The 13,969-nt window shown below is 56.2% G+C and carries 7 protein-coding genes; 1 reads left to right on the forward strand and 6 read right to left on the reverse strand.

Annotated elements, in window-relative coordinates; all coding sequences use genetic code 11:
* Window positions 1-310, forward strand: a 310-nt coding sequence (locus VLM75_10055; protein ID HSV97263.1) for a hypothetical protein, incomplete at its 5' end; no start/stop codon positions are given.
* Window positions 311-435: 125 nt separating this feature from the next.
* On the opposite strand, the gene VLM75_10060 is transcribed toward VLM75_10055, so the two are convergent.
* From VLM75_10060 to VLM75_10085, 6 genes are all read right to left on the reverse strand, one after another.
* Window positions 436-1,053 (reverse strand): DUF4304 domain-containing protein, encoded by a 618-nt coding sequence (locus VLM75_10060; protein ID HSV97264.1) that lies wholly within the window; start codon window positions 1,051-1,053, stop codon window positions 436-438.
* Complete coding sequence (locus VLM75_10065) at window positions 1,054-8,058, reverse strand: hemagglutinin repeat-containing protein (GenBank protein HSV97265.1); 7,005 nt, start codon at window positions 8,056-8,058, stop codon at window positions 1,054-1,056.
* Between the two features lie 483 nt (window positions 8,059-8,541).
* A complete protein-coding gene (locus VLM75_10070) occupies window positions 8,542-8,916 on the reverse strand; it encodes a hypothetical protein (GenBank protein ID HSV97266.1) in 375 nt (124 codons plus the stop codon).
* 196 nt (window positions 8,917-9,112) lie between these two features.
* Entirely contained in the window at window positions 9,113-10,765 is a 1,653-nt protein-coding gene (locus tag VLM75_10075) for a ShlB/FhaC/HecB family hemolysin secretion/activation protein (protein ID HSV97267.1), read from the reverse strand.
* A 166-nt stretch (window positions 10,766-10,931) separates the two neighbouring features.
* Complete coding sequence (locus tag VLM75_10080; protein ID HSV97268.1) at window positions 10,932-11,840, reverse strand: tetratricopeptide repeat protein; 909 nt, start codon at window positions 11,838-11,840, stop codon at window positions 10,932-10,934.
* A 402-nt stretch (window positions 11,841-12,242) separates the two neighbouring features.
* Window positions 12,243-13,883: an AMP-binding protein gene (locus VLM75_10085; GenBank protein HSV97269.1), complete on the reverse strand. Its 1,641-nt coding sequence runs from the start codon at window positions 13,881-13,883 to the stop codon at window positions 12,243-12,245.
* Window positions 13,884-13,969 lie beyond the last annotated feature (86 nt).

Below are 13,969 nucleotides of genomic sequence, written 5' to 3' on the forward strand. Positions count from 1 at the left end.
GGTTATCTGCTCGGGCGTGAGTTTGCTGAAATCTACATCTTCAAGCAACTTCTCGACTAAATCTTCTTTCTTGGTGGCCATTTTCTTTCCTCTCCTCATGGTATTTGTTATGGCCATTTACACAATCTTTTTTACACCCTCCTATCCAACGCCTGGGCCGTTTGCCTCAGGCTTAAGCCGCATTCCTGATGAAGCCTCAGGGCTTCCCTTATTCTTTTCACTGATGTTCTCCTCTGTGCCATGGTCGCTCTCCGCATTTGTTTTATGCGGCGATTATCATGACCGTAATGGCGTTGAGAAGATTTATTAGGTGGCAGGTTTGCTCCGGAATGACCGGCAGGTTTCGACCGGAACAGGTGGCAGGTTTATTCCGGAATCAGTGGCAGGTTTGGTCCGGAATATGCATTAAGCCCCTCGACTTTTTGTAGTATAAGTTTACTCCTCATTTTTTAATTTATTAACATGCACCTCAACCATTTTGAAAAATGGTTTATTAATCGAGGCTTGATGCAGCTCAGTAATTATTTCCGCAAGTAGCCTCGTATCATATGTCCCCATCTTCTTCACAAGAGCCGAAAGATTCAATAATCTCTGAATGTCCGTTAATCCTGGGGATTTCCCACTTAGCCACAAATTAACAAGGTTTTCATCATGCATGTTTTCCTGAATTGCACTAATTGCATATGACGTTAAATATTCCTTTATTTCCATATATAATTCATCAACATTTGTTCCCTGATCGATCTGCCACCATTTATCATTGTTTTCTTTAAGTAAAAACCCTATTCGTTGTCTCCAATGGCAATCTTCTATAGAAGGAGATTCAATATTTAGCGAAAAATAATCTATCAATCTATTTGATATAACTCCAATATTGATTGTAAAAATAACTATATCATTTTTACTCTTTCGACTTTTTTGAAAATCTATCAATCCATAATTTGAATTTTCCTTTATTATAAAAGTGTTCCCCTCAAGAGAAAAGCCATATTCTTTAAAAAACGGTTTGAAATACATCTTTATCAGATTATTATACTTTAGTGAGGAATTCATTTACTTGTCCCTCACTACATCAACTTGATACCCTTGCTGTTTTAACCAATTATCTTTTGCTCGTTGACTTGGAGTGTAAGGCGACTTGCCAGCTTTGGTCTCAATACCACCAAGAACCCGTCCATCCTTGCTTACCTCAATATCAATAACTCGTTTACCAAAGGGAGTATTTTTTGCAACCTCAGTTTGAACATTGAATCCTTCTTTATTCATTAAGTATGAAATTTCATCGCGAAAAGCGTCACCCTTTATTTTATTTTCTATAATTTTTGTCTCTTTCGTAATTTTACTTACCGCATCCCCATGCTTAGCAATCTGCTCCGCCCCTTCGGAAACGACATCAATCCCCGCTTTAACCATCTTCCCGGATACTATTGGTAACGCTGCGCCTGCTATGCTTGCGGCACGGTCAATCCCGCTTAGTTTATCATTAAATTCATCGTACCCGGTAATTGCGGCTTTCAAATCTTTCAAATCGGAAAACCCCGGAAACAGGTCATCTATCGGACCAATTAGCATGGGAGTTATCGCTTCATTCGCATACGCTCTCTCTATCTTCTGCCGTGCTATCTCATCCAGCTCATGTTCTCGTATAATGTGTCTACGCTGCTGAACTTCGTCCAATATCGTTCCAGTCGGGTCGATCCCCAGCAATTCAATATAGGCGAGCTTTAAGTCGGTACTTGTCCTTGTATCTTTGTAGAAATTACTCCCTAGTATCACTTCTTTATATTTTTCATAAAGCTGCGCCCCTATACCATACTTTGAATCGTCATTCCACACCTGTATGCATTCGTTTATTCGTATCTCCTTATTCGTGTAAAACCCTTTGTCGTTTATGAAATTCGTCGTCCTTTCATACATCACAACCGACTTCTCGTATATCTCCTCCGTCGTCTTCGCCGCGTCACCATATCCTTTCTTCAACGAATCAATCGCATTCTTTATCTCTCCTTCCGGGTCCGTCACAAACGCCACCGTCGAGCTATCAACCGTAAACCCGCCCTTAAGCCCTATATCCACCGTCCCGTACTGCGCCTTCGTTACGTCCCGGTTAAGCCCCGAGAGGTCCGTTTCCCCATCCCGTACAATAATCGTCCCCTCGCCTATGGTCGCGAAGTTCGTTTGCCGCTTCTGCGAAAAGCCGTAGCTCGCGTTCACGCTCCACGTATTGTTCTTCTCCTCGGGTTTGCCCGTGCTGTTCGATCCCAGGTTTACGCCAGCTCCCGCGTTATAGGAGATGTCCTTGTCTTTTATATGGATGTACTCAAAGGAACCGGTATCGAGAGTAAGATCGTTGGAGGTCGAGGCGATCACCGCCCCTTTCAGGGTAGTCTTGTTCTCCACGTATATATTTACGCTGTTTCCCGTAAGGCTCGTCTGTTCGCTCACCCATTTCCTTGTACTGCTCGATACGCTGAAATTGCCTCCGGCATTCAACCCGCTGCCGGATTTGCTTTCGCTGTACCCGGCGCTCAGGCCCAGGCTGTGCGAGCCGGAGCTGCTCTTGTCCTGCAGGGATTCCACTATCAGGTTCCCGCCGACGTTCAGGTCAAGCTGCTCGTTCGCCGACACCACGGCGCCGCGCACCGTGGTGTCGTTTTTGCTCGTAATGCTTATATTGGTCGCGTTCAGGCGGGAATTGGCCCAGGTCGTGCTCTCCGAGTCCATCTCCGAGTAGCTCGCGTCGGCGTTTACTCCCCACGAGCCGTTCGTGCTGTAGCTTCCGTTTATGTGCGCCTGCCTGGTGCTCGAGCTCGACTTGTTCGTGTTCCGCGCCGCCGTTATCTCCACGTCTTCCGCGTCGATCGAAAGCTCGCCTTCGGCGCCGAGGTCGCTTCCCTCTATCTTCGCCGTCTTCCCGGACTGTATCGCAAGGTTCCCGCCCGCAAAGAGGGTAGAGCCCTTCCGCGTCGTCGATTCCTCTTTGTTCTTCGTTATGCTCGCGTCTATGTCCAGTTGAATGTCACCGCTGAAGCCCAGCGTCTCCCCGCTCGATCCCAGGCCCGCCGTCGCCTTTACCAGGTTGGCCGTCTTCGCCACCACGTTCTCGGTAAGGAGCGCTATGTTGGCGAGGTAGTACTTCTCCATCGACTCCAGCGCCTCGTAGTCGTCCTCGTCGATGAGGCCCTTCCCCTTATCCTCCCTCGCCTTCCTAATATTTTCCTTGTAGTCGTCATAATCCTTCTTCGCCGTCTCGAGCGCCTTTACCGCCTCGGCAAGCGCCTTCCCGGCGTAGTACACGTCCGTCGCCGCGTGCTTCGCTCCCACCGTCACCACGCCGCTTCCCTTTATCGTCTCGCTCGTCGTCTTCGAGCTCTCCTCCGTGCTGAGAATGTTCACGTTACCGCCGGCGGTAAGCGTAACGTCCCATCCGGCATTCACTTCGGAGCCCGCTATCGTAAGGTCCTTCCCGGCGCTCACGGCGAGGTCGTTCGTTATGTTCAGGATGGACGACGCCTGCGTGATCGTCTCGACGGTCTTCTCGCTCCGCTCGTATTCCACCCGGCCCATTTCGACCGAAACCCTTCCGTTTTCCTCCTTCGCCATGTTGTTCGTGGCGTGCCCGGTTACGAGCGTCGTAAGATACGCGTTCAGCGGGCTCGCCATTCCCCCCGTAAGCGTCATAAGGCCGGCGTATTTCGCCGCCTCCATAACGCTCACGCCCGTCTTCTCGTGCACCTCGCGGTGATAGCTCGTGTTCTTCGCGCTCGTCTCCGTAAAATTCCCCGCGGCGTCGATAGTCGCGTTCTCCGCGTTGAGCGTACTTCCCTCTACATATACATCCGCTCCGCTCCTTACCGTAAGCTCCTTTGCCGTTATGACCGAGCCCACGGCCTTCGTGTAACCGCTCTCCTCCAGGTCAAGCTCCTGGCTGTAGATGTCCTTGGCACCGCCTATGCCGGTCTTTACCGTGGTGTGCGATTCGTCGTGCCGGTCGTAGGCCGCGACAATGTTGACGCTCCCGTCGGCGGAAATATCGGCCAGGTCGCCGGCGGTAAGTGTACTCCCGATGATGTTGGTGTCCTTCCCGGAATGGGACGCGTATGTGCCTCTAACATCCACCGTGGAGCCCTTGACCTTGCTGTCGTAGGTCATGTCCTGACGCGCTTCCTTCCCGTAGATCGACCCGCCCTGGGCGAAGCCGCTCTTCTTTGTCTCTTTCTTGAAGTAGTGCTCGTCGTTTACCGCCACAATGTTTTCCGTCCCGGCGGCGGAGAGCTTCATGTCCTTTCCCGACGACACCGTGCTTCCGATTATATTGATGTCATTACCGCTTTCCACGTTGAGGTCGTCGCCGGTGGTAAAGCTCGATCCCACGACGGTTTTATCGTAGCTTTGAACCTTCGTGGTCTTGCTCTTGTACGCGTTTCCGCTTCTTTTTTTCCCCTTGAACGAATCGGTGTCGTAATCGTTCAGTAAATTGAAATTCCCCGCCGTCTTTACGTCCGCCTTTCCTTCTATGTCCGCGGCGCTTCCCACGAAGTTGACGTCACGGCCCGCGCTCATCGAGAGGTTTCCGTTCACGTCGAGCTCCGACCCGATCGACGTGGTGCCGTCGCTTACCCCCTTCACGCCGTGCCGCCGCTCGTTCTTCACGGCGCGAAGCTTCACCGTCTCGAAGTCGATGTTCCCGCCCGCCTCGATCACCGCGTCGCTACCCGACTTTACCTCCGCCCCCCTGTTCGTGAAATCGCCCCCGGCGTTAATGGAGAGCCTGTCCCCGCTTTCTATCGAGGCCGTCGTTCCCAGGGTCGATCTGATCTCCCCTCTGGTAAGCCTGGTGGTTTTAACCGTCGTCTCGTTTACTATGTTACCGGCGGCGGTTATGCTTACTGTCCTGTCGGCGTTGATGACGGCACTCCTGTTGACGACATCACTTCCCGACACTACATTCACATCCCCGCCTTTAATCTCCGCGATCATACTGCCTGTCGCGTTTGAAGTTTCGTTCACAATGTCGCCCGCGGCCGTAACGTTCAGCGTCTTCCCGGCCTTGATGACGGCGCCCCGGTTGATGATATCGCCCGCCGATACCAGGTCGACCTCGCCGCCCCGTATCTCCGCGGTCATGCCTTCGATGCCGCTCGCCGTGTTGGTGATCTTCCCGGCGTTAACGACGAGAGAGCTCTTCCCCGCGATCAGGCCGCTGTTCGTAAGCCCCTCGGTGATGTCCATGTTCACGGTGCCGGCCGCTATCTTCGCCGTGCCGCCGTTCGTAAAGCCCGCCACTATGTGCTCGGGGATGTAAATCTTGGGCGCGAGCACCGTAATCCCCTTCACCGTCTCCTCAACGTACCATACGATGGGCTCCTGGAGCAGGTTTATCTGTTCCTTCGTAAGCGCCACCCCGACGGCCAGGCTAAGGTCCTTATACGCCGTCGCCGCGTTGTCGAGGAGGTACTTCATCTCCTCCTGGTTGCTCGCTATGTCCTCGCCCAGGTACTTTTCCGCCGTCGCCTGGTAGATGGCGCGCATGATGAGCTGTTCTTCGTAATACGCGTCGCCCAGTATCTTCACGTCCCCGGGGCTGTAGCCGATCCGGTCGAAGAAGTACTGCGAGCCGTACAGGCCGTTCAGGTCGATAAACCGGTTCCTGGTCTCTATGAGGTACGTCGTTCCGGGCGCGGTGTTGATGGCGAACAGGGCGTTGCCATCGACGCTCACGTACCGCGATACGTCGATGGCGCCGGTGTTGACCAGCTCGTTCAGCGCGGCGTTGTTCGTAACGGTGCCGACGCGCCCGCCGGCGGCGCTTCCGGGCGTGCTGCGCTCGATACCGTTGCCGAGCTTGTTCGCGCGTATCGTTACCGTTTTCCCCTGTATCAGGGCCGTGGTGTTGGAGCCAAGAGTGACGGTTTCGTACCGATAGCGCGTGTCGTTGGTGTAATAGGTTTCATACTTTATCTTCCCAAAACCTAAATCGATCTTTTTTGTATGGCGTGTCCTCTTCCCTTCTAATATTTTCTGCGATACGTCGACCGTATGGGTCTCGTTGGTCAGCGTATCGGCGTCGATCGTCAGATTCCCCGCCGCCGATATCTCGCTTCCGTGGTTGAGCACGTCCCCCGCGTTGATGGAGAGGTTCCCCCCCGACACGAGGTATGAGGAAGCGGTGCGCATATCGCCGTTGGTTATTACGTCCCTTGCAAGCACGGCCCAGCTCTTGCCGAAACCCGCGCCGGTGCTCACCCACTCTTTGGTATACGTCCCCAGGTCGGCGCCCGTGTTGACGAGCGTCCCGTCGCTTCCCAGCTCGATCGCCATGTCCCCGTCCGCGCCGATATAGGCGGAATGGTTGTACAGCGTGTTCCCCGACGCGGCCTTGCCGCGTATCGCCATGCCCCCCATGGAGTAGATATATGCGTTGCCCAGCAGGTTGTCGTCGTCGATATTCGTGCTGACGTTGGAGAGCGACGCGCTTTCGAGCGTTATGCCGTTCACGGCGAAGAGGAGGCCGCCGCTGTTGGTGATGCCCTCGGCCGTTATCGCGAGGCGGTCCCCCGAGGATATCTCCGGGAAGATTCCTGAGTCCGCGAGCGCGTCGCTGTTTTCCACGTGCGCCGCGTTTATCGAAATACCGGAGGCGCTGCTAATCCTCCCGTGGTTCGTAAGGTCCCCGCCCGCGTTGATCGTGACGCTTCCGTCCATCTCGAGGGTGGTATCGTTCACCACGTTGGCCGCGTTCAGGGTGAACGCCCTGCCCGCGTACAACAGGCCCGTGGCGCCCGAAAGCGTAATGTCGCCGGTCATGTCGAGGACGAGCGCCCCGGAGGAGGTAATCGCGCCCCCCTCGCCGTCGAGCGCGGCCAGGCCCGTTATATGAACGCTCCCCGTGTCCGTTCCGCCGAGCCTGATGCTCCCGCCCCTGTTATTGAGCGCGTCGTTCGCGGCGATCATGATGTTTCCGCCCGCGGCGATCTCTCCCCCCTCGTTGTCAAGAAGGCCCGTTACGGCGAGATCGTTCACCGCCAGGAGAGAGCCCCTGTTCGCTACCCTCGCCGCGCCGTATTCGAGGTCCCCCAGGGCCAGCGCCGTTCCCGTCTGGATGATCTCACCCGAGCCGGACCATACGCGGACGTCCGTCGCGGCCTGTGCGTTCTTAAGCTCTATGTTCCCGTCCGCGCGTATGCGGATATCCGCGGCGTCCGCCAGCATGTCCGCCTTCGAGCGTACGCCCACGCCCTGTTCATTGCAGACGAGACTGATCCTTCCGGCGTAGATGCTTCCCAGGGCCGAGGCGTCGATGGCGAACTCCGGCTTCCCCTCCGGCGTGTCGCGGAGCGTGAACACCCGGTCATCGTGATTGTAGAAGCCCGTGCCGGTGATGATGCTCACGTCCCTGCCCCACACCGGCGCGGAGAGCGAGGCCATGCGCGTAACGATGGTGAAGTAGTCAGCCTGCGTGGCGTCGACGCCGCTTCCCTCTATGGAAACGTTTCCGCCCGCTATGTCCAGCCCCCGGAAGACGCCCGCGTCGAAAACGGGCACCCCGGTAGAAAGCGTCACCCGGGGAATGTTGATGAACCCGGCCCCGTTCAAAACGATCCCGTTGGGATTGGCCAGGATGAAATCCGCGCGCCTGCCGAACATCTCCGTGTACCCGCGGAGGTTACTCGCCTTATTCCCCGTCACCTCGTTTATGACGAGCGATGCCGCACAGCCGCCCCGGAAGTTCGGGTTGCCGTATATGGCGCCCCCCAGCACCGACACCCCGTCCGCGGTCGAATTGTTGAGGATGACGCCGCCCGGACCCACGTTGTAGTCGGTGAACTTGTTATGCGACACGCCGCGCCCGTCGGTCTTCGCGAGGTTCACGAGCGGCACGCCGTTCGGGGCCGTGTCCACGGTGGGCTTGTTCCCTGACGCGGATTGATCAACTGCTATGCCTCCTGCCATTACGGGGAGGGCGGCAATAGAGAGCTCCGCTATGAGTACGCACACCAGCGCGTACTCGAACGCGCGCCCCAGCAATCGCCTGATTGTTTTTAGCGGTTTTCTCATACGGTTCATCATAAACAGCGTTGATGCTTTACAACGTAGCGCCTGTTGAGACCGCCGCGTCACTCTGCTCCTCGCGATGACATGCTCCTCATAACATCCTGTCATTGCGAGCCCCCGCCGTTTGGGGGCGTGGCAATCTCTCTATGCACAGAGTTTCATGAATCAACATGTTGCCTTTAGAGATCGCCACGTCGCTGCGCTCCTCGCGATGACATGTTTCTCATAGCATTCTATTCCGAATTGTCACCTGTCCCGGGAGCCTCCGGGTTACACCGGCCCGAGGCGGGCGACAAGTCTTTGAATTATCAATGCTCCGTGTGGTCGACGCGGGGATCGGGGTTCTAACTGGAAGAACCGCACCTCGGATGACTGCGTCGATTAGCACTCACCCGAAAATGAAAGACCGTTTACCGATGAAACCGATGAACAAGCACCACCACCCGGGCGGGAACCGCCGGGGAGCGTACGGCGTTACCGGGTCACCTATTCCTTGCTTACCTTCTTGATGGCCGCCACCATCTTCTTGTTCAGATCATAAAACACGGTGGCGTCCTCGCCCCTCAGCTTGGCGCGCTGCATGAAGAAAAGAAAATTCTTGGCCATGGGGACGGTAAAGCCGACATCGGTGGAGCCCTTTTTCCCACTGCTCGATTCCTTGTAGGACGACTCCAGCAGCGCCTTGATATCGAGGAAGGGGCCCACCTCTCCGCCGGCCAGCTCGATGGAATTCAATAGATTGAGGGAAAAGGCAAGCTCGCCCGTGTTCAGGTTAACGACGACCTTCTCCTCGGCCCGGGCGGCAACGACCGCCACAAGCACGGCCAGCGCGGCAAGCGTCAATTTAACGGTTTTCCCCATCTTTCGGACTCCTGTCGTTATTCACACGTACACCGGGCTGCAAGCGTTAGTTGTAAGACAGCAGTCTCCCGGTGTCAATGATTTTTATCCATCCCTGTCGGTTTTTTTATTCTCGCCCGAAAACGCGCGCCACGCCTCCGCCGCCGCGTCAGTCAGCTTCGCCGTCGCGACGGCGTATATAACGTACTCGTCTTCCTTATATAAAAGACGGAGCGGACACTTTTCGCGCGTATGTCAGGTTCGCGTCGAAAAAATCGCCGGTATACGCCACTCCCGCCGATACCCCCGCCAGGCTCGCCTCTCCGCGGCCGCCGTCGGATTTTTTACCGATTTTATCGATTATATACCCGTAATCGAAACCGGTAAAAAATTTAAGGCCTCTCAAACGCTTCCATACGCCCGAAAAATCATGCGCCGACAGCTCGTTCCGGACATAATACCCCCGGTCACCGACCGCCGAGTGATTTTTAAAGCCCCTCACGGTGTAAAAATCCCCGATATTGAGCTGCTCGGAGTTATACAGGGTATCCATGCCGTACTGCCCGCTCAGGTTGACGGAGTACGCGAAGCCCCGCCCCAGGATAAAGAACGGGCGGTTCCAGAATACGCTCGTTTTATATTTTTCAAACTGCGCCCTCGGCATATCGGCCGACATCCCGGGCGCGTCTTTGCTCGCCTTGAAAAGCCGGGTTCCCCTGTCGTAGCAGGCCTCCCAGTAAAAATAGCCGCCGCCGAGGTATCCGTTATAGACAAGGCCGAACTGTGCTATGGCGAGCCTGTCGCTCTGTGCGTCGATTTTAATGTCCTGGATGAACGTCTCCTTTTCCTTCAGGTTGAGCGACATCCTGCCTTTAACCCTGTCCAGCTTCTTCCTCCAGAGCAGCCTGTCGATGGTAAAAACGCCGCTGCCGTCGTTACCCGCCATCTTATACGGGGCGCCGAGCCCCTGTATGTGCTGCATGTATTCCGAACGGCTGTACATGAGCGAAAACGTCCAGTACCCGAGTGGGAACTCCATGAACATCGTATAGCAGCGGGTGTATTTCTCGCGCGTATCGGTATCCGGCCCGTCGGTATACGTTAGAAGGCACAGATCGTTCACGCTTGCCAGGTTGTCCAGCCCCAGGGAGAGTTTCTTCCTGTATTCCCCGGTCGTCTTCTGCCCCAGGTTGTCGATCCCCGCTTCGAGGTGCACCGGATGCCCCGGCGCGTTATAGATGACGATGCCGGAGGCCCCCAGCGCCGCGCCCGGCACGATTCTCATGGTGGCGTTATTGGACTTCAGCCTGTTCATCTTTTCGATCCCGTAATCGAGGTCGTTGATGTTGAGCGGCTTCCCTTCAAGAAACGGAAACGCGGAAAACACCTGCATCCTTCTCCGCGCGCCCTCTTTTTCCGGATGGATGTCCTCGATGTAACCGTTGATTATGGTAAGCACGAGCTTCCCGGATTTAAGGTTCTGCCCCAGGGGCACCTTTACCCGCGCGGTGACGTATCCTTTCTCTATCAGGGTATTCGTTATCTTCCCCACCAGGACGTTTATATCGTTGTAACCGATCTCCCTGTTCATAAACGGCTCGAGAAGCCCGTTTTTCTCCCTCTCGCTCAACAGCCCGGAATTCTGAAGCTCGATCTCACTTACCAGGATGCGGAGCCCGCTTTCATCCGCGGGAGCGGGCCGCTCGCCCTCCTTTCCCTCTTCCCGCTCCTTCTTTTCAATTCGCTCCCGTTCCCGCAATCGTTGTTCTATTTCCTGCCGCTTCCGCTGTATTTCACGGATGGCCTCCTCGCTTTCCGGCAAGGCCGCTTCCATAACGCCGGGGAACGCGAGAAGAGCCGGTATCATCATGCATGATAGTAAAACACCGGCGCGGAAACACCGGTGGAGTTTCCCGCTTCGCGTAACGCGGGGAAGGCGAGCGACGGCGCGGCCCTTTCCGGAAGTACGCGGCACGGCCTCAAGCGGCGGGTTATTTACGCCACCGTACCGGTCGCGCGCCGTATGCCCGGGGCGGTCAGTCATGACAGGCGCTCATACCGTCCGATGCCGCCTTCCAGCCGAGCGAACCGGCCTTCCTGATATCCTCACACCCCTCCTCATCCATCTTCAACCTGAGCCTCACTTTCCCCCGGCTGTAATAGGCCGCCGCCTCACGCGGGCGGAGACCTATGGCCTTCGTGTAATCCTCCAGCGCCTCGCGGAGCTCCCCGTATTTTTCCCTCACGCCTCCCCTGCGCAGGTACGCGAAGGCGTCATCCGGCTCCAGGTCGATTACCCTGCTGAAATCCTCCAGGGCTCCCTTGTAATCGCGCGCCTCGAACCTCACCGTACCCCTGTTGTAATACGCTTTCGTATATCCCTTTTCAAGGTCGATGGCAAGGCCGTAGTCGGCTATCGACTCGTTGTATCGCTCCAGCATGTGTTTGGCGTATCCCCTGCCGAAATACGCCACGGCGGACCGCGGCTTCAGCCGTATCGCCTCGTTGAAGTCGTCTATGGCTCCGGCGTACTCCTTCAGCGCGTTTTTCGCTTCGCCGCGGCGCACATACGCGTCGGCGAGTCCCGGGTTTAACGCTATGGCCGCGTCGTGATCCGCGACCGCTCCCCGGTAATCGCCGAGCAGGTATCGGACCGTGCCCCTTTCGCCGTAAAGCTCCGGATCGCGCGGGTTTTCCCGTATCGCTTTATCTAAATCCTCCAGCCTGTCGTGAAGGCTCTTCGGTTTCTGCTCGGTGCTTTTTTTCTTTTTCCCCGGCCCCTGCTCGGTTTTCGGGACATCCGCTTTCCCCGATATCTTTTCCTCCCATGTTTTTTCCGTTTCTTTTTCGTGGATATCGCCTGTATCCTTTTGTCCGCAAAAGGGGCATAGCAATGCGGTCAACGATATAATGGCGATAATCGCTATTGGTGCTGGATTAGTCATATCAATCGAAAACCCCTTCTCCATTTCCAATTTCAGCCGCGGCAGTTTTTATCGAACGATACTACAGACGATTTCAGCAAAAAAGTCAACACATACTGCGTTATTTCCCATACCCTGATTGCCCGATACTGCACCGCGAACTCCTTCAGTTTAGGTATACATGGCACAAACCCGCCGTCATGACGTCCGAACGCTTCGTTGACACAAAATTGCCCGATTTACACGGCAACCCCTTCCAAACGCGCCGCGCCGGGAGCATAGTGGGATGCTCGGGGCCTACTCACTGATTTTATGGAATGGACTGAAGACCTGTCGGCAGGATACTAAGGTATATTCACGCCTGACACCTTCGCCGGCGCATACGGGGCGCGGCCATACACCGCGCCCCGACGCGAACAACTCCTACGACGCAAACTTATCCGAGTACATCTCGCGCAGCTTGTACTTCTGCACCTTGCCGCTGGCCGTCATCGGGAAGGCGTTGACGAACTCCCAGTACTTCGGGATCTTGTGGCGCGCTATCTTCCCCTGGCAGAACTCGATGAACTCCTCGACGGTCGCGCTCATCCCCTCTTTGAGCTGAATGGCCGCCAGAACCTGCTCGCCGTATTTCTTGTCGGGTATGCCCACAACGTGCACGTCGCTCACCTTGGGGTTCGTGTAAAGGAACTCCTCGAGTTCGCGCGGGTAGATGTTCTCGCCGCCGCGGATGATCATGTCTTTTATGCGCCCGGTCACCTTGAAGTAGCCGTTTTCGTCCACCTCGCCCAGGTCGCCGGTGTGGAGCCAGCCGTCGGAATCCACGGCATTGGCCGTTTCATCGGGCATCTTGTAATAGCCCTTCATCACGCAGGCGCTGCGGGTCACGATCTCGCCCTGCACGCCGGCGGGCATGTCCTCGCCCGTGTCGGGATTGACGATCCTGCCCTCGATGTCGGGCAAAAGCCTTCCGACGGTCGATACGCGCAGCTCGACCGGGTCATCGCGGCGCGTCATGGTCATCACCGGCGAGCACTCGGTCTGGCCGAAGGCGATGACCACCTCGGGGCAGTGCATGCGGGTGCGCACCTGGTTCATCACCTCGATGGGGCACGGCGCCCCCGCCATGATGCCGGTACGGAGCGACTTCGTATCGTACTTGTCGAAATCGGGATGCGAGAGCATCGCGATAAACATGGTCGGCACGCCGTTTATCGCCGTGCACTTCTCCGTGTGGATCGCCTTCAGCGACGCGAGCGGGTCGAAGGCCTCCATCACCACCATAGTCGAGCCGTGATACACGCCGTTGAGCGTGCTCATCACGCAGCCGAAGCAGTGGAAGAGCGGCACGTGGATGAGCAGGCTGTCCTTCTCCGACAGGCCCATCACGTCGCCGACCATGCGCGCGTTGTTGACGATGTTGTAGTGGGTGAGCATGACGCCCTTCGGGAAGCCCGTCGTCCCCGAGGTGTACTGCATGTTGATGACGTCGTGGCTGTCGCACGAGGCAATCCGCTCCTCGAGCGCCGCGTCCGTAACTCCTTCGCCCATCTTCACCACCCCGTCGAAAGCGAACATGCCCGGCGTCGACGGGCGATCGCCGATGTAGACGACGTTTTTGAGCGACGGCAGCTTCGACGAAGCGGTCTTCCCGGGGGCCTGCGTTTCCAGCCCGGGAATCACCTCGTTCGTCGTGTCGAAATAACTCGTGTCGCGGTATGTGTCCATCAGCACGAGCGTGGTCGAATCCGACTGACGCAGGATGTATTCGAGCTCGTGCGACTTGTAGTTGGTGTTGACCGTCACGAGCACCGCGCCGATCATGCCCAGGCCAAACTGCATGTAGACCCACTGCGGAAGGTTGGTGGTCCACACCGAAACGTGATCGCCTTTTTTAACGCCGAGCGCCATAAAGCCCTTCGCTACCGAAACGCACGAGGCCGAAAAATCGCGATAGCTCTGGTTGATTCCGAACTCCGGATGCACCAGCGCCCGGTTGTCGGGATACTTCGAGACAGTTTCCTTTAACAGCCCACCGATGGTAATTTCCCTGAACTCCGACATGGTAAATCCTCCTGAAGTTGTAAATAAAGACAGTCTCCCATTGCCAATCGCTCCACTCAGGATCCCGGATGTCAGGGCCCGCCGCA

The sequence above is a fragment of the Spirochaetota bacterium genome (assembly GCA_035477215.1).
Taxonomy (GTDB): Bacteria; Spirochaetota; UBA4802; order UBA4802; family UBA5368; genus MVZN01.

Coding starts and splice junctions, on each gene's coding strand:
- VLM75_10065 (HSV97265.1), bottom strand. CDS start 8,058: ATGAGAAAACCGCTAAAAACAATCAGGCGATTGCTGGGGCGCGCGTTC.
- VLM75_10080 (HSV97268.1), bottom strand. CDS start 11,840: ATGACTAATCCAGCACCAATAGCGATTATCGCCATTATATCGTTGACC.
- VLM75_10060 (HSV97264.1), bottom strand. CDS start 1,053: ATGAATTCCTCACTAAAGTATAATAATCTGATAAAGATGTATTTCAAA.
- VLM75_10085 (HSV97269.1), bottom strand. CDS start 13,883: ATGTCGGAGTTCAGGGAAATTACCATCGGTGGGCTGTTAAAGGAAACT.
- VLM75_10075 (HSV97267.1), bottom strand. CDS start 10,765: ATGATGATACCGGCTCTTCTCGCGTTCCCCGGCGTTATGGAAGCGGCC.
- VLM75_10070 (HSV97266.1), bottom strand. CDS start 8,916: ATGGGGAAAACCGTTAAATTGACGCTTGCCGCGCTGGCCGTGCTTGTG.